This window comes from Pantoea sp. B_9 (assembly GCF_008632015.1).
GTDB classification, from domain to species: domain Bacteria; phylum Pseudomonadota; class Gammaproteobacteria; order Enterobacterales; family Enterobacteriaceae; genus Pantoea; species Pantoea dispersa.
The window spans coordinates 1-17,363 of the sequence record NZ_VWVL01000004.1 but is presented as its reverse complement, the minus strand read 5'-3'; the positions used below and the strand labels follow the sequence as shown (position 1 = coordinate 17,363).

11 protein-coding genes and 1 rRNA gene are annotated in these 17,363 nt (G+C 58.2%); 6 read left to right on the top strand and 6 right to left on the bottom strand.

Going from position 1 to position 17,363, the window contains the following annotated elements; all coding sequences use genetic code 11:
- Positions 1–90 precede the first annotated feature (90 nt).
- From pgi to F3I21_RS13185, 5 genes are all read left to right on the top strand, one after another.
- Entirely contained in the window at positions 91–1,737 is a 1,647-nt protein-coding gene (gene pgi / locus F3I21_RS13205; protein WP_021508030.1) for a glucose-6-phosphate isomerase, read from the top strand.
- 641 nt (positions 1,738–2,378) lie between these two features.
- Positions 2,379–2,627, top strand: a complete 249-nt coding sequence (gene yjbE / locus F3I21_RS13200) for an exopolysaccharide production protein YjbE (RefSeq protein ID WP_021508031.1) — start codon at positions 2,379–2,381, stop codon at positions 2,625–2,627.
- Positions 2,628–2,705: 78 nt separating this feature from the next.
- Positions 2,706–3,353 carry a YjbF family lipoprotein gene (locus F3I21_RS13195; RefSeq protein ID WP_058757594.1) on the top strand — a complete coding sequence of 216 codons (648 nt, stop codon included), beginning with the start codon at positions 2,706–2,708 and terminating at the stop codon, positions 3,351–3,353.
- A complete protein-coding gene (locus F3I21_RS13190; RefSeq protein ID WP_150059131.1) occupies positions 3,350–4,087 on the top strand; it encodes a capsule biosynthesis GfcC family protein in 738 nt (245 codons plus the stop codon). The genes F3I21_RS13195 and F3I21_RS13190 overlap by 4 nt, the downstream gene beginning before the upstream one ends.
- Positions 4,087–6,177, top strand: a complete 2,091-nt coding sequence (locus F3I21_RS13185) for a YjbH domain-containing protein (protein WP_150059130.1) — start codon at positions 4,087–4,089, stop codon at positions 6,175–6,177. Before F3I21_RS13190 ends, F3I21_RS13185 begins: the two co-directional genes overlap by 1 nt.
- 134 nt (positions 6,178–6,311) lie before the next feature.
- Here F3I21_RS13185 and metH read toward each other — a convergent pair whose 3' ends face one another.
- Complete coding sequence (gene metH, locus F3I21_RS13180; RefSeq protein WP_150059129.1) at positions 6,312–9,995, bottom strand: methionine synthase; 3,684 nt, start codon at positions 9,993–9,995, stop codon at positions 6,312–6,314.
- A 196-nt stretch (positions 9,996–10,191) separates the two neighbouring features.
- Between metH and iclR the strand changes: the two genes are divergently transcribed.
- Positions 10,192–11,022 (top strand): glyoxylate bypass operon transcriptional repressor IclR, encoded by an 831-nt coding sequence (gene iclR, locus F3I21_RS13175; RefSeq protein WP_058757603.1) that lies wholly within the window; start codon positions 10,192–10,194, stop codon positions 11,020–11,022.
- Here iclR and aceK read toward each other — a convergent pair.
- The 5 genes from aceK to rrf form a co-directional block, all read right to left on the bottom strand.
- Positions 11,019–12,755: a bifunctional isocitrate dehydrogenase kinase/phosphatase gene (gene aceK, locus F3I21_RS13170; RefSeq protein WP_150059128.1), complete on the bottom strand. Its 1,737-nt coding sequence runs from the start codon at positions 12,753–12,755 to the stop codon at positions 11,019–11,021. The genes iclR and aceK overlap by 4 nt on opposite strands.
- Positions 12,756–12,821: 66 nt before the next feature.
- A complete protein-coding gene (aceA, locus tag F3I21_RS13165) occupies positions 12,822–14,126 on the bottom strand; it encodes an isocitrate lyase (RefSeq protein WP_058757599.1) in 1,305 nt (434 codons plus the stop codon).
- 16 nt (positions 14,127–14,142) lie between these two features.
- Positions 14,143–15,741: a malate synthase A gene (aceB, locus tag F3I21_RS13160; RefSeq protein WP_150059127.1), complete on the bottom strand. Its 1,599-nt coding sequence runs from the start codon at positions 15,739–15,741 to the stop codon at positions 14,143–14,145.
- Between the two features lie 270 nt (positions 15,742–16,011).
- Positions 16,012–16,941, bottom strand: coding sequence for a homoserine O-succinyltransferase (metA, locus tag F3I21_RS13155; protein WP_031279798.1), 930 nt, complete (start codon positions 16,939–16,941; stop codon positions 16,012–16,014).
- 300 nt (positions 16,942–17,241) lie between these two features.
- Positions 17,242–17,357 (bottom strand): 5S ribosomal RNA (rrf, locus tag F3I21_RS13150).
- Positions 17,358–17,363 lie beyond the last annotated feature (6 nt).

Sequence of the window (17,363 nt, the reverse complement as noted above, 5' to 3'; positions counted from 1 at the left end):
CGTGCAAGCCGTAACAAATGCTCAGCATGCCGGGCCAGACAGGATGCGCCCGGATGGAATGACGGTTCTTATATCAACAAGAGTGTTGCCATGAAAAATATCAATCCGACACAAACCGCAGCCTGGAAAGCGCTGCAGCAGCATTTTGATCAGATGAAATCGGTAGAGATAGCCGACCTGTTTGCGCAGGATGCCGATCGTTTTGCGAAATTCTCTGCCACCTTTGATGATCAGATGCTGGTGGATTTCTCAAAAAACCGCATCACCCAGGAAACCCTCGACAAACTCCAGGCGCTGGCGAAAGAGACCGATCTGGCGGGCGCCATCAAATCCATGTTCTCCGGTGAGAAGATTAACCGCACCGAAGATCGCGCCGTGCTGCACGTGGCCCTGCGCAACCGCAGCAATACGCCGATCCTCGTGGATGGCAAAGATGTAATGCCGGAAGTGAACGCGGTGCTGGCGAAGATGAAAGCCTTCTCAGAGCGCATCATCAGCGGCGAGTGGAAAGGCTACACCGGCAAGCCGATTACTGACGTGGTGAACATCGGTATCGGCGGTTCAGACCTCGGCCCATTCATGGTGACCGAAGCGCTGCGTCCGTATAAAAACCACCTCAACATGCACTTTGTTTCCAACGTTGATGGCACGCACATTGCCGAAACGCTGAAACCGCTTAGCCCGGAAACCACGCTGTTCCTCGTGGCGTCGAAAACCTTTACCACGCAGGAAACCATGACCAACGCCCACAGCGCGCGCGACTGGTTCCTGAACACCGCCGGCGATCAGCAGCACGTGGCGAAGCACTTTGCCGCGCTCTCAACTAACGCGAAAGCGGTCGGCGAATTTGGTATTGATACCGCCAACATGTTCGAGTTCTGGGACTGGGTCGGCGGCCGCTACTCACTGTGGTCCGCGATTGGTCTGTCGATCATCCTGTCCATCGGCTTCGAAAACTTCGAACAGCTGCTGAGCGGCGCGCATGCCATGGACCAGCACTTTGCGAACACGCCAGCGGAGCAAAACCTGCCGGTGCTGCTGGCGCTGATCGGTATCTGGTACAACAACTTCTTCGGTGCCGAAACCGAAGCGATTCTGCCGTACGACCAGTACATGCACCGTTTTGCCGCTTACTTCCAGCAGGGCAACATGGAGTCCAACGGTAAGTACGTCGACCGCGACGGCAACCCGGTGGATTACCAGACCGGTCCGATCATCTGGGGTGAACCCGGCACCAACGGGCAGCACGCGTTTTATCAGCTGATCCATCAGGGTACCAAGCTGATTCCATGCGACTTCATTGCGCCGGCGCAGACCCACAACGCGCTGGCCGATCACCACCAGAAACTGCTGTCCAACTTCTTTGCTCAGACCGAAGCGCTGGCGTTTGGTAAAGCCCGCGAGGTGGTAGAGAAAGAGTTTACCGATGCCGGTAAATCGGCGGAGTCCGTCGCGCATATCGTGCCGTTCAAGGTGTTTGAAGGTAACCGCCCGACCAACTCGATTCTGCTGCGTGAAATCACTCCGTTCAGCCTCGGCGCGCTGATTGCGCTGTACGAGCACAAGATCTTCACTCAGGGCGCGATTCTCAACATCTTCACCTTCGATCAGTGGGGCGTTGAGCTGGGCAAACAGCTGGCTAACCGCATTTTGCCGGAGCTGGAAAACGATGCGCAGATTAACAGCCACGATAGCTCCACCAATGGCTTAATTAATCGCTACAAATCCTGGCGTTAATTTCACCCCCAGGCTCATCAGGCGGCAGCACATGCCGCCTTTTTTTTGTTCCGATCAACTGCCCCGCGGCAAATAAGCGGATTTTGCTGCCACGCTGCGGTTAGATAATTCTTAAAATGCCCTAAGGAAAATCGGAAGATGCCATCATGCGTGGCGGGCTTATCTGATAAAAATTGGATCTGATTTGTCCACCTCACCCACCTAAGCAACTGATTAAATTTGCCTTTCTATTTTAACCCTTTCAGGAAAATCTGATTATTCCTATTCCGTGCCATTTTTTAATGCAAAAGTGAAAAATGCTGCTGTGCCATAATGTCCTGTGCAAATATTCCAGCCAGCGAAAAAAGCGCAATTAAAAAAAGCAGCTAACGCCAATTCGCCTTATTTATCACCAGAAATGTCCTGCTTAATCCCCCTCTTTTTCTGGCGCTGAACTCTGGTAATTTGTTGCCCTATACTGAACGCGCCTTCAAGGCTGCCCTGAATACTTCCCCGCTGTCGCCCGGCGGCCCGGGAAACATTATTGCGCGCTGACCACGGTTAGCCAGCTGCATGCGGCCCAGCGGCCATCGGACGGCAGCGTACGGTATGACGGGTAATATCCTTCATTCACGTTTTATCAAGATGCAGGAAACGTTGTTATGAAAAAACTGATGGTTGCCGGTGCAGCCTTACTTTACGTTGCCGTTTCTTCCGCTGCGATTGCCGCACCGGAAGAAGCCGGTGCTGCAGCAGGCGCGCAGGCGGGAGCAATCTCGACCGGTGCGACCACCGCTGTGGGTATCGGCGCACTCGGTGCGTTAGTGGGTCTCGGCGTTGCCGCTGCTGGCGGTGGCGACGGTGCAAATACCGGTACAACAACCACTACCACAACGAGCACCACTCGTTGATGTAGCACCTTTAAACATAACCACACAGTCGTGTGGTTATTTTTTGTTTTTTTGCCTCTATTGAGACAGGGATACACAGTGCGCCGACTCTCTTTGCTGCTTCTTTGCCTGTTGCTGCAGGCTTGCACACAAACGCAAAAAGGCCTCGAACAGACCGTGATGCTCGCCATCAGCGGTCCGGACGATGTCACCGTCAGCGATGAACAAATCGCTAATCTGCCCTATGCCAGCCTGTATGCGCGCGTCGACAACGGTCCGCGCATCTTTGTGGTGCTGGGCTACCTGGAAAACGGCCAGCAGAAATGGGTAACCCAGGATAAAGCCATGCTGGTGATGCAGCACGGCCGCCTGGTGAAAACCCTCGGCCTGCGCGACAACCTGCAGGCCGTCAGTAACCTGGCGCAGGATCCGCTGGCCGATGCGCTGCGGCTGCAAAATGGCGCGCAATGGACGCGCGTCGTGCAGTGGCGCGAGCAGGACAACGTGCGCGCCGCCACCGCCCACTCCACCTTTCAGCGCGGCGACGATGAAGTGCTGAACCTCGCCGGCGAGCGGGTTCCCTGCCGCGTCTGGCACGAAACGGTAGAGATGGAGAGCCCCGGCGTCAGCTGGCAGAACACCTTCTGGATCGATAACCGCGACGGTACAGTGCTGCAGGCGCAGCAGATGCTGGCGGCTGACCAGTTCCCGATTGCAACCACCCTTCTGAAGCCGGCGAAATCATGAAAAAAATCAATTCTTTGCTGGCGGCACTCGCCCTCGCGGCGGCCAGCCACGCGCTGGCGGATAGCCAGGTGACGGTACACCCTGCGCACGATCAGCGCAGTTTCCAGATCGATCATGTCAGCACGCTGAGCGAACTGGTAACGAACCCGGCGCTGCACAGCTGGTGGCCGGGCACGGTGATTGCCGAACGCGGTGCGACCGCCGTGGCGCAGCAGCAGCACGCTCAGCTGCTGGCGGATCTGCGCGCCTGGCAGGCCGACAGCGGTACTTCACTGGCCGCAACCATCGGCAGCGTAATCCAGCAGCTCAGCGCCCTGCAGGTTACCGGGCGCCAGTTTACTTCGCTCGATCCCGACTGGGTGCGGCTGCGTCCGGAAGCCAACCGTAAACTGCAGGGCAGCTACGACCTGTACATCGTGGCAGCGCCGACGCAGGTACGGGTGATGGGCGCACTCAGCCATCCCGGCAGTGAGAGCTGGCAGCCAGGACGCACGGTGCGTGACTATCTCGCGCCGCATGCGCGTTTATCGGGTGCCGAACGCAGCGTGGCCACGGTGATTGCGCCGTCAGGTGAGACGCAGCAGGTGCCGATCGCTTACTGGAATCAGCGGCATGTTGAAGTCGAGCCTGGCAGCATCATCTGGCTGGGCTTTTCCACATGGAGCCTGCCCTGGGGCCAGCCTGATTTGAATGCGCGCATGCTTTCCGTTCTGACTCACCGGATGCCAGACTGATGAAAAAACAATTACTCCTCAGCCTGTTGGCTGCTTCTGTCGCCGCCGCATGCCAGGTGCAGGCGGAAACCTGGCCGGAACCGGTCGGTCCTTCACAATCTGATTTTGGCGGCGTGGGCCTGATGCAAACGCCGACCGCGCGCATGGCAAAAGAGGGCGAATTTAGCCTGAACTTCCGCGATAACGATCAATATCGCTACTATTCTGCGTCATTGCAGCTGTTCCCGTGGCTGGAAACCACGGTGCGCTATACCGACGTACGCACCCGTCGCTACAGTGCGGTGGAAGGCTTCAGCGGCAACCAGAGCTATAAAGACAAAGCCTTCGACCTGAAGCTGCGCCTGTGGCAGGAGAGCTTCTGGCTGCCGGAAGTGGCGGTCGGTTCGCGCGATTTGGGCGGTACCGGCCTGTTCGACAGTGAATATCTGGTGGCGAGTAAAGCCTGGGGACCGTTTGATTTCAGCCTCGGGCTGGGCTGGGGCTATCTCGGCAACAGCGGCACCATCAAAAACCCGTTCTGCTCCTACAGCGATAGCTTCTGCAGCCGCACCGGCGGCGGTTCGGCGGGTTCCATTAACGGCTCGCAGATGTTCCACGGCCCGGCGGCACTGTTTGGTGGCATCGAATACCAGACGCCGTGGCAGCCGCTGCGTCTGAAGCTGGAGTATGAAGGCAACGATTATCAGGACGATTTTGCCGGCCGGCTGGAGCAGCGCAGTAAGGTCAACGTTGGCGCAATCTATCGCCTTACCGACTGGGCGGATATCAACGCCAGCTACGAGCGCGGCAATACATTTATGTTTGGCGTGACCGTACGCACCAACTTTAATTCCTTACACCAGTCGCACCTTGATAGCGCAAAACCGGCTTATCAGCCACAGCCGCAGGGCGATCTGCTGCAGCCGACGGTGGTCGCTAATCAGCTTACCGATCTGAAATACAATGCCGGACTGGATGGTCCGCGCATCCAGACCAAAGGCCGCACGCTATACGTTTCCGGTGAGCAGACCAAATATCGCGACACGCGCGAAGGCGTTGACCGCGCTAACCGCATTATCATGAACAATCTGCCGGCTGGCATTGATACGATTGAAGTCACCGAGTCGCGCTTTAACATGCCGCAGGTCACCACGCGCACCGATGTGGTCAGCCTGAATAACGAACTGCGCGGCTATCCGCTCGGCCACGAGCAGCCGCTGCAGCAGACGCGTGAAGAACCGATCGATCCGGGCACCACCGAACAGGGCTATTTCATCCGTAAGGATCGCCTCAACTACAGCCTGTCGCCGGTGCTGAACCAGTCGGTCGGCGGTCCGGAAAGCTTCTACATGTACCAGCTCGGCGTAATGGGCAATGTCGATTACTGGCTGACCGATCACTGGCTGATTGGCGGCAGCCTGTTTGGCAACATCGCCAATAACTATGACAAGTTCAACTACAACGGCGCGCCGGCCGACTCGACGCTGCCGCGCGTGCGCACCCACATTCGCGACTACGTGGAGAACAACGTTTACGTGAATGATCTGCAGGCCAACTACATGCGCTATCTCGGCAATGGCTTTTACGGCCAGGTGTACGGTGGCTATCTGGAAACCATGTATGGCGGCGTGGGCGGCGAGCTTTTGTATCGCCCGGTGGACAGCAACTGGGCTTTCGGTCTCGATGCGAACTACGTGAAGCAGCGTGACTGGGACAACATGATGCAGTTCACCGACTACAAGGCGCCGACCGGGCACCTTACCGCTTACTGGCGTCCGTGGTTCATGCAGGATGTGCTGGTGAAAGCCAGCGTCGGTGAATATCTGGCGAAGGACAAAGGGGTCACGCTGGATGTGTCGAAGCGCTTTGACAGCGGCGTAATGGTCGGCTTCTACGCCACCAAAACCAACGTGTCAGCCGAAGCGTATGGCGAAGGGGATTTCACCAAAGGTTTCTATATTTCGATTCCGATGGATCTGTTTACCGTCTCGCCAACCCGTGGCCGTGCGCAGGTGAACTGGGTGCCGCTGACGCGTGACGGTGGTCAGATGCTGGGCCGTAAGTACCAGCTGTACGATCTGACCGCCGATCGCGATGCGCGTTTTAATTGAATTGCAGCGCGGGGTTAAACCCGCGCCATTTAACGGTGCGCATTAATGCGCACCCTACGTGAACCATGTAAGGTCGCCATTGATGGCGACCGCCTGCCAGCATTTCATTGCGCGCGCTCTGCGCCGGCAATTCATCAATCCGCGTCGTAGCCTAAATTCGGTGCCAGCCAGCGTTCCACGTCGCTGACGCTCATGCCTTTACGCGCCGCGTAATCTTCCACCTGGTCGCGCTGAATCTGCGCCACGGCGAAATATTTACTCTCCGGATGACTAAAATACCAGCCGGACACCGCGGCACCGGGCCACATGGCAAAAGATTCGGTCAGTTTCATGCCGGTGTGATGCTCCACATCCAGCAGCTGCCAGATTTGTGCCTTCTCAGTGTGTTCCGGACAGGCCGGATAGCCCGGCGCCGGACGAATGCCCTGGTAATTTTCGCGAATCAGCTCGTCGTTGCTGAGATTTTCATGGGCGGCATAGCCCCAGATCACCTTACGCACGCGCTCATGCAGGTATTCGGCAAACGCCTCCGCCAGGCGATCCGCCACCGCTTTCACCATGATTTTGTTGTAATCATCGTGCTGCTGGTCGAACGCCGCCGCCAGCGCATCCTCCTCCAGCCCGCCGGTGACGGCAAACGCGCCGAGATAATCCGCTTTACCACTGGATTTCGGCGCCACGAAGTCCGCCAGACAGTAGTTGGCGAAGTCGGTTTTTTCCGTTTGCTGACGTAAATGATGGCTGACGCACAGCACTTCGTGCCGGGTCTCGTCACGGTAGATTTCAATGTCGTCGCCAACCCGGTTAGCCGGGAAAATACCGACCACGCCGCGCGGCCTGAGCGTACCCTGCGCGCTGAGGTTGTCCAGCATCGCATTGGCATCGGCAAACAGCCGCGTGGCTTCTTCGCCCACCACCTCATCTTCCAGGATACGCGGATATTTGCCGGCCAGCGACCAGGTCATAAAAAACGGCGTCCAGTCGATGTAGTTGCGCAGCGTATCGATACTGGCCTCCACTGCGCTGACGCCGGTACGATGCGCCACCGGTGGCGTGTAGCGTTGCCAGTCAATGACGTAATGATTATCGCGCGCGGCCTGCAGCGTGACCGGCGGCGTACGCGGCTTTTTACGCGCGTGCTGAATCCGCACGGTTTCGTACTCTTTACGCGTGCGCGCCACGAACGCCTCTTTCAGCGTGGGCGACAGCAGCGAAGAGACCACGCCGACGGTACGCGAGGCGTTCTGCACATAAACCGTCGGGCCGCTGTAATTCTGCTCAATCTTCACCGCCGTGTGCGCTTTCGAGGTGGTGGCCCCGCCAATCAGCAGCGGCAGCGTAAAGCCCTGGCGCTCCATCTCTTTCGCCACGTTCATCATCTCGTCGAGCGACGGGGTAATCAGGCCGGAAAGTCCGATGATGTCGGCGTTTTCCTCACGCGCGGTTTTCAGGATTTTGTCGCCCGGCACCATCACGCCCAGGTCGATGATTTCGTAGTTGTTACACTGCAGCACCACGCCAACAATATTTTTGCCGATGTCGTGCACGTCGCCTTTTACCGTCGCCAGCACGATTTTACCGTTGCTGCGGCCGGCCTCTTTGCTCGCCTGGATAAAGGGTTCGAGGTAGGCCACCGCCTGCTTCATCACGCGCGCCGATTTCACCACCTGCGGCAGGAACATTTTGCCCTCGCCAAACAGATCGCCGACCACATTCATGCCGGACATCAGCGGCCCTTCAATGACTTCAATCGGCCGTGCCGCGGCCTGGCGCGCCTCTTCGGTGTCCTGCTCGATAAACTCGGTGATGCCTTTCACCAGCGAATATTCCAGCCGCTTCACCACGTCCCAGCTGCGCCATTCGGCCTGCTGCTTGTCCTGCTCACCCTCGCCTTTGTTGCCGCGATACTTCTCCGCCAGCGCCAGCAGTCGCTCGGTGCCATCGTCGCGCCGGTTGAGGATCACGTCCTCAACCGCATCGCGCAGCTCCGCCGGCAGATCGTCATAAATCGCCAGCTGACCGGCGTTGACGATGCCCATGTCCATGCCGTTGCGGATGGCGTAGTAGAGGAACACCGCGTGAATCGCCTCGCGCACCGGTTCGTTACCGCGGAACGAGAACGACACGTTGGAGACGCCGCCGGAGATCATCGCATGCGGCAGTTCGCGTTTGATGTCTTCACAGGCACCGATGAAATCCATCGCGTAGTTGTTGTGCTCTTCGATGCCGGTGGCCACGGCAAAGATATTGGGGTCGAAAATAATGTCTTCCGGCGGGAAACCGACCTCTTCAGTGAGGATTTGGTAGGCGCGGCGGCAGATCTCAATTTTGCGCGCGCGGGTGTCCGCCTGGCCCACTTCGTCGAACGCCATCACCACCACCGCCGCGCCGTAGCGCCGCACTTTGCGCGCGTGCGCAATAAACGGCTCGACGCCCTCTTTCATCGAGATGGAGTTGACGATGCCTTTGCCCTGAATGCACTGCAGGCCTTTTTCAATCACCTCCCATTTCGAGGAGTCGATCATGATCGGCACACGCGCGATATCCGGCTCACCGGCAATCAGGTTGAGAAAGCGCACCATGGCCGCTTCCGCGTCCAGCATGCCTTCATCCATATTGATATCGATAATCTGCGCGCCGTTTTCCACCTGCTGGCGCGCCACGTCCAGCGCTTCGTTGTACTTCTCTTCTTTAATCAGGCGCTTAAATTTGGCCGAGCCGGTCACGTTAGTGCGCTCACCCACGTTGACGAACAGTGAATCGGCCTGAATATTGAGCGGTTCGAGGCCAGACAAACGGCAGGCGACGGCTATTTCCGGTAGCGGCCGCGGTGGCACGCCCTCGACCGCTGCCGCCATCGCCGCAATGTGTTGCGGCGTGGTGCCACAGCAGCCACCGATAATGTTGAGGAAACCGGCGCGCGCCCACTCGCCAATCTGCGCCGCCATCGTCGCCGCATCAAGGTCATATTCGCCGAAGGCATTTGGCAGACCGGCGTTGGGGTGGGCGCTGACATAGCCTTCCGCAATGCGCGACAGCTCCTGCACATACTGGCGCAGTTCGTCCGGGCCAAGCGCGCAGTTGAGGCCGAACGACAGCGGCTCCGCGTGGCGCAGTGAGTTGTAGAATCCTTCCGTGGTCTGGCCGGAGAGCGTACGGCCTGACGCATCGGTAATGGTGCCGGAGATCATCAGCGGCAGCGTCACGCCCATCGCTTCCATCTCACTCTGTACCGCATAGATCGCCGCTTTGGCATTCAGGGTATCGAACACCGTTTCGATCATGATGATGTCAGCACCGCCGCTAATCAGCGCATGGGTCGATTCGCGGTAGGCGTCCACCAGCTGATTGAAGGTGATGTTACGAAACGCGGGATCGTTGACGTCAGGCGAGATCGAGCAGGTGCGGTTGGTCGGGCCGAGCACGCCAGCAACGTAGCGCGGGCGATCGGGCGTTTTTGCCGTCCACGCGTCGGCGCAGGCGCGCGCCAGTTTCGCCGCTTCGAAGTTGATCTCCGCCGACAGCGCGGCCATTTCATAGTCGGCCATGGCAATCGGGGTGGCGTTGAAGGTGTTGGTTTCGAGAATATCCGCACCAGCCGCCAGGTAAGCATCGTGGATTTCGCGAATGACGTCCGGCTTACTCAGCACCAGCAGGTCATTATTGCCTTTCACATCGCACGGCCAGTCAGCGAAGCGGCTGCCGCGAAAATCCTGCTCATCCAGTTTGTAACTCTGGATCATGGTGCCCATGCCACCGTCCAGAATCATGATGCGTTGTGCCAGCTGCTGCTGTAGCGTTGCGGTTTTATTGCTCACTCTTGCCCCATCCACGTCATTACGCTGGCTAAATGCCAGCCAGTCATACTGGCACAACTTTCAAATGAGCAAAAGTCACCCGTTTGCGGCCACCGGCGGCAAAATGACCAGCAGATCCGACCAGTCAGCCAGCGTTTGCATTCATACCATTAAAAACGAAAATGGTTTCCATACCTGCAATGACTGTGGAGATGTTATGGCAACCCCTGCGCCCGCGAAACGCGGCAAAAAACCCCGTACGGCTCCGGCGGCCAGTGCCCCTGCCGGCGGCCAGGTACAATCTCTGACGCGCGGGCTGCGTTTGCTGGAGCTGATTGCCGAATCACACGGTAGCGTGGCGCTGACCGAGCTGGCGCAACAGGCCGGGCTTCCCAACTCCACCACTCATCGCCTGCTGACCACCATGCAGCAGCAGGGATTTGTGCATCAGGTGGGCGACCTCGGTTTATGGACCATTGGCGCTCATGCCTTTGTGGTCGGCAGCAGTTTTCTGCAGAGCCGCAATCTGCTGGCGATTGTGCACCCGATTCTGCGCCGGCTGATGGAAGAAGCTGGCGAAACCGTGAATCTGGCGGTGCTGGATCTCAGTGATTATCAGGCGGTGATTATTGACCAGGTACAGTGCACCCAGCTGATGCGCATGTCAGCGCCGATTGGCGGCAAGTTGCCGATGCATGCGTCCGGTGCCGGCAAAGCGTTTCTCGCTCACCTTAGCGATGATCAGGTCACCGCCCTGCTGCATCAGAAGGGATTACATCATTACACGCCGAAAACCCTGATGTCGCCGCATAGCCTGAAGGAGAATCTGGCGCTGATCCGTAAGATGGGTTTTTCGCACGACGATGAGGAGCACGCGCTCGGCCTGCGCTGTGTGGCGGCACCGATTTATGATGAACACGGCGAACCGTTTGCCGCCATCTCCATCTCCGGCCCGCTGGCGCGCATGACCGACGACCGCATTACCGAACTCGGGGCGCTGGTGATCCGCGCGGCGAAGCAGGTAACACTGAGCTATGCCGGCCGCTAGGCGGCCACTGACGCGTAGCGCGCGCTGAAACGCTGTCCGGCGCGCCACGCCATCACCTCTTCAATATGCCCGGCACGGATCCGCGTCTGCAGTGCGCGCCACCAGCCGGGATCGAACAACTGCGGATGCAGCGCCTGCAGCAGTTTTCCGGTCGCCGGTTCGCTGCACAGCGCGTAGCGGAAGGTTTCCGGAAACACATCATCCGGCCCGACGCTGTACCACGGCTCGGCCTGCAGCTCATCTTCTTCGTAACGCGCCGCCGGAACATCGCGGAACACCAGCTCGGTCATCGGGCGGATTTCATCATAGTCGTAAAACACCACGCGGCCATGGCGCGTCATGCCGAAGTTTTTAAACAGCATATCGCCGGGGAAGATATTGGCCGCCGCCAGCTGACAAATCGCATCACCGTACTCCTCAATGGCGTGCTGGCGCTGTTCCGGCGTCGCCTGCATCAGCCACAGGTTAAGCGGCTGCATGCGACGCTCCAGCCATAAGTGGCGGATGATCACTACGTCATCGCGCAGCTCGATTTTTTCCGGAATCTCGCGCTCAAATTCCGCCATCAGCGCCGCCGGAATGCGCGCGCGCGGGATAGCGAAATGCTCAAACTCCTGGGTGTCAGCCATGCGCCCGACGCGGTCATGCTCTTTGACCAGCCGGTAACAGGCGCGCACCTGCGCATCCGTCACCTCTTTTTGCGGCGCGAAGCGATCTTTAATCACCTTAAATACCCGATCAAAACCGGGCAGCGTGAATACCAGCATCACCATACCGCGCACGCCGGGTGCGATGGTGAATGCTTCCTGACTATGCGCCAGGTAATCTAAATATTCGCGATAGCATTCGGTTTTGCCGTGTTTCTGGCAGCCAATCGCCATATAGCGCTCGGCGAGGGTTTTGCCCGGCAAAATCGGCTGCAGCCAGGCCACCAGCGCGGCTGGCACCGGCGCGTATACCATGAAATAGGCGCGGGCAAAGCCAAACACGATGCTGGCGTCATTGCTGTCGGTGAGACAGGTATCAATCCACAACCGGCCGGCGTCATCGCGCTGGATCGGCAGCAGACACGGCACGATTTCGCCCGCGCTCAGCTGCAGCCGCGCCACAATCCAGGCGGTTTTGTTGCGATAAAACAGCTCGCTGGCGACGTCCAGTGTGGCATTGGCCAGCTGTGCCGCGCTGAACTGCTCGTGCAGATGGCGCACAATCCAGCCGATGTCGCGCGTCTGATCCTGCCACGTCAGCCGCAAGGGAATGTCATTCAATACCTGACGCAGCGTCTCATGCCAGCTGTGCTGCGACCGGTACAGGCGCGACAGCGGTCGCTGCGCCGGTGGTGCGGGCGCGTACGGCTGTGACGGCAGGATAAACAGCCGCTCAGGCAGTAAGTGGCTGTGCCCCAGCAAGCGACAATAGACAGAATTAAAAAAGCTTTCGGCAATTTCATGACGCGGATAGCCCGGCAGCAGCGTGGCATAGTGGCTTTTTACCCGCAGCCAGAAGGCATCATCCCAGTCGGCCATCTCGTTGAGGATGCGCAGCTGATTGGCGACCAGCCCGACGTGATGATCGTACAAATGGATACGCGCTTTCATCGCCTGCTGCACCGCCTGCCAGTCCGCCTGTTCAAAGCGCTGCTGCGCGCCTGCGGTAATATCGAGAAAGCGGCCGTACTGCGCATCAAAACCCTGCAGAATCGTGTGGGCGATAAGGGATTCTCTCGGTGACATCGGCAATCTCCGGCAAGCGTGAGCCAGTGAAACGGTGCGCCATGCTGCGCACCGCGAGTACGCTGATCAGAACTGTGCGGCTTCGGTGGAGCCGGTCAGCGCGGTGACCGACGAGCTGCCGCCCTGAATCACCGTGGTGATGCGATCGAAATAACCGGTGCCCACTTCCTGCTGATGCGCAGAGAAGGTGTAGCCGCGTTCGCGTGCGGCAAATTCCGGCTGCTGCACCTTTTCCACGTAGTGGCGCATACCTTCGCCCTGCGCATAAGCGTGCGCGAGGTCGAACATGTTGAACCACATGCTGTGAATGCCGGCCAGAGTGATGAACTGAAAGCGGTAGCCCATCTCGCTCAGCGCCTGCTGGAAGCGGGCAATGGTGCGATCGTCGAGATTCTTCTTCCAGTTAAACGAAGGCGAGCAGTTGTAAGCCAGCAGCTTGCCGGGATACTGCGCGTGAATCGCCTCGGCGAAGCGCTGCGCCAGCGCCAGATCCGGCGTGGAAGTTTCGCACCACAGCACATCGGCATACGGCGCATACGCCAGGCCACGGGCTATCGCCTGTTCGATACCGGCATGGGTGCGGAAGAAGCCTTCAGCGGTCCGTTCCCCGGAAATAAACGGCGCATCACGCTCGTCGCAATCGGAGGTGATCAGGTCGGCAGCGTCGGCATCGGTGCGTGCAATCAGCACCGTGGGCACATCCATCACATCGGCCGCCAGCCGCGCCGCCACCAGTTTCTGAATCGCTTCCTGCGTCGGCACCAGCACCTTGCCGCCCATGTGCCCGCACTTCTTCACCGCCGCCAGCTGATCTTCAAAGTGCACCGCGCCGGCGCCGGCCTGAATCATCGCTTTCATCAGCTCAAAAGCATTGAGCACCCCACCAAATCCGGCTTCCGCATCGGCGACAATCGGCAGGTAGTAATCGATAAAGCCGTCATCGTCCGGCGACAGTCCGCTCGCCCACTGGATTTGATCGGCGCGCTGAAAACTTTGGTTAATACGTTCCACCACGTTCGGCACCGAATTGACCGGATACAGCGACTGGTCCGGATACATCTGCCCGGCCAGGTTTGCATCGGCCGCCACCTGCCAGCCGGAGAGATAAATCGCCTCAATGCCGGCTTTCGCCTGCTGCACCGCCTGTCCGCCGGTCAGGGCACCGAGGCTGTTGATATAGCCTTTGCGCGCGTCACCGTTCAGGAGTGCCCACAGCTTTCTCGCGCCGCGATCCGCCAGCGTGCAGGCGGGATTAACGGAGCCGCGCAGGTTAATGACCTCTTCGGCGCTGTAAGGACGGGTAATGCCCTGCCAGCGTGATGCCAGCCAGCTATTTTCCAGTTGAGCGATCTGTTGGGTACGATTTGACATAGCAGTATCTCCAGAGTCAGGGCAGCAGGCGGTAGCCCGGCAGGGTGAGGAAAGGAACCAGTTGTTCGTCGGTGGTGATTTGCGCCATCAGCGCAGCCGCATCTTTGTAGCGACCGGCGTCAAAGCGCGTGTCGCCCAGGCTGTGGCGCAGGGCCGCCAGCTCTTCATCCAGAAACTGTTCGAACAGCGCGGCGGTCACCAGCTGACCATCGCTGAGGATTTGCTTGTGGTGAATCCACTGCCAGATGGAGGTGCGGGCAATCTCCGCGGTAGCGGCATCCTCCATCAGCCCATCAATAGGCACGCAGCCATTGCCGCTGATCCACGCTTCCAGATACTGCAGCGCAACACGGATGTTGGCGCGCATCCCGGCTTCGGTGCGCTGACCACGGCACGGGCGCAGCAGGCGCTCGGCGGTGATCGGCGTATCCTGTTCACGACTGACGTGCAGCTGATTGGGGCGATCGCCCAGCTGACGGTCAAACTCCGCCATGGCGATGTCTGCCAGACCGGGATGTGCGACCCAGGTACCGTCATGGCCGTTGCCCGCTTCACGCGCTTTGTCCTCCTGCACTTTCTGCATCACCCAGGCGTTGCGTTCAGCGTCTTTGGCCGGGATGAGCGCCGACATGCCGCCCATCGCCAGCGCACCGCGCCGGTGGCAGGTTTTGATCAGCAGGCGCGAATAAGCCTCGAGGAACGGCTGGTCCATGCTGATCTGCTGACGATCCGGCAGAATGCGGTCACCATGCTGGCCCAGCGTTTTGATGTAGCTGAAGATGTAATCCCAGCGACCACAGTTGAGGCCAACCACGTGATCGCGCAGTTCCCACAGGATCTCATCCATCTGGAATACCGCGGGTAGCGTCTCGATCAGTACCGTGGCTTTGATGGTGCCGCGCGGCAGATCGAAACGATCTTCACTGAAGCGGAAGATTTCCCGCCACCATGCCACTTCCGCCGCATGCTCGGTTTTCGGCAGATAGAACCACGGACCGTGGCCCTTCTCCAGCAGCGCGGTGACGTTGTGAAACAGATAGAGCGCAAAGTCGAATAACCCGCCGGGAATGGCCCGATCGCGCCACTCAACATGCTTCTCATCCAGATGTAAGCCGCGAACCCGGCACATCAGCAGCGCCGGATCGGATCGTAACTGGTAGATCTTGCCGTTTTCGCTGGTGAAGCTCAGCGTGCCGTTAACCGCATCGCGCAGCGCCAGCTGGCCATCAAGCAGTTTTTGCCAGGTCGGTGCCAGCGAATCCTCAAAATCGGCCATGAACACTTTGACGTTAGCGTTCAGCGCGTTGATCACCATTTTGCGATCTGGCGGACCGGTGATTTCGACGCGGCGATCGCGCAGCAGCTGAGGAATGGGTCTCACCTGCCAGTCACTTTGCCGAATGGAAGCGGTTTCCGAATCAAAGTCTGGCAACGCCCCCTGATCGTAGCGCTGCTGGCGCTGCTGACGCGCTTTCAGCAGACGCTCGCGCTCGGGTGCAAAGCGCACTACCAGCGAGTGCAGGAAATCAATGGCTTCGGGCGTGAGCAGCTGCTTTTCCGCGTGGGTAAAGGGCTGGCTAAAGGTCAGTGTCGGGCTGATAACCGTGTCTGTCATGCGGGCTGCCTCCTGGTTTGATCCTTTTTCTAACAACAGGATCGGGCTGTAGGGTGTTTTTTAACCGGCAAGATCAGAGCATAATCATTTTTATTTTAATTTCAAAAACTATTTCCATTTTAGTGTTTATTGGATTTTATTTATCTGATTTAACTGTAATTTAATCTCACGAAATAAAGGCAATACGTTCCATCATAGAAAAAAGGCAAAAAAAAGCCGCGACAACACGCGGTTGTCACGGCAGGTTTAAACGCGTTGTTAGCAGGCGTTTTACTCGAGCGTTGGATTCATGTGGCGCAGATCGAATGGCGTAATCTGGTAGACGTAGTAGTTGAGCCAGTTGGAGAACAGCAGGTTGCCGTGGCTACGCCAGGTGGCGCGCGGCGGCAATTCCGGGTTGTCCTGCGGGAAGTAATTGAACGGTACCTCAGGGTGCAGGCCGGCCTCGTAGTCCCGATGGTACTCACCCGACAGCGTGAGAGCGTCATATTCCGGATGGCCAGTGACAAAGGCCAGCCGTTTGTCTTTACTCGCCATCAGATAGGCACCGGTGCTCTCTGATTCGGCAAACAGCTCGAGATCGGTGTAGTCGCGGATCAGCTGGCTGGGAAAATCAGCATAACGTGAATGCGGCGCCAGGAAGTTGTCATCAAAACCGCGCGTCAGCAGCGCGTGCGGATGAAGGATCTGATGCTCATAGACGCCAGACAGCTTGTTCTGTCGCGTCTGTTTAGGAATGCCATACAGGATGTTAAGCGCCGCCTGCACCGCCCAGCAAACAAACAGGGTAGAAGTGACGTGCTCTTTCGCCCAGTGCAGCACGCGCTGAATCTGTGGCCAGTAGGCAACATCATTGAAATCAACCAGCCCCAGCGGCGCACCGGTGACAATCAGGCCGTCAAAGTTATCGTTAGCGATATCGTCGAAGTTGCAGTAGAAGTTGTTCAGATGCTCGCTTGGTGTGTTGCGCGACTCGCGACTGTCGATGCGTAACAGCTGGACATCGATCTGCAGCGGCGAGTTAGAGAGCAGGCGCAGAAACTGGTTTTCCGTTTCAATTTTTTTAGGCATCAGGTTAAGGATCAACACTTTAAGCGGACGAATCTCCTGAACACTGGCGCGCGATGAGGTCATGACAAAGACATTCTCATTACGCAAAAAATTCACTGCCGGTAATTCGTCGGGGATCCTGATTGGCATAACCTGCTGACCTCTTGCTGATAACCATATAAACGTTTAGACATCCAGATGCCCGAGATTAGCCTGGCTGCCGCTGGATGTCGAGTCTTCATGCGGTTTATGAAAATGTTTCAGCATTGAACGGCAATAGCCGCGAGCGCCGCGCGGTGAGCAGCAGCAATAAGGTCGGGAAAAGAGCGCGTTAGAATTTTTTCAGGGTTAAATAAGTCGTTATGGAGGGGTTTTTTGGCAGGAAATTTGCCGGAGTACGGACGTAAAAAAGCCCCGGACTCTCGTCCGGGGCTTCTTCACTGGTTTGATGCCTGGCAGTTCCCTACTCTCGCATGGGGAGGCCCCACACTACCATCGGCGCTACGGCGTTTCACTTCTGAGTTCGGCATGGGGTCAGGTGGGACCACCGCGCTGTTGCCGCCAGGCAAATT

Coding starts and splice junctions, on each gene's coding strand:
- pgi (WP_021508030.1), top strand. CDS start 91: ATGAAAAATATCAATCCGACACAAACCGCAGCCTGGAAAGCGCTGCAG.
- F3I21_RS13190 (WP_150059131.1), top strand. CDS start 3,350: ATGAAAAAAATCAATTCTTTGCTGGCGGCACTCGCCCTCGCGGCGGCC.
- F3I21_RS13185 (WP_150059130.1), top strand. CDS start 4,087: ATGAAAAAACAATTACTCCTCAGCCTGTTGGCTGCTTCTGTCGCCGCC.
- yjbE (WP_021508031.1), top strand. CDS start 2,379: ATGAAAAAACTGATGGTTGCCGGTGCAGCCTTACTTTACGTTGCCGTT.
- aceA (WP_058757599.1), bottom strand. CDS start 14,126: ATGTCAAATCGTACCCAACAGATCGCTCAACTGGAAAATAGCTGGCTG.
- metA (WP_031279798.1), bottom strand. CDS start 16,941: ATGCCAATCAGGATCCCCGACGAATTACCGGCAGTGAATTTTTTGCGT.
- aceB (WP_150059127.1), bottom strand. CDS start 15,741: ATGACAGACACGGTTATCAGCCCGACACTGACCTTTAGCCAGCCCTTT.
- iclR (WP_058757603.1), top strand. CDS start 10,192: ATGGCAACCCCTGCGCCCGCGAAACGCGGCAAAAAACCCCGTACGGCT.
- aceK (WP_150059128.1), bottom strand. CDS start 12,755: ATGTCACCGAGAGAATCCCTTATCGCCCACACGATTCTGCAGGGTTTT.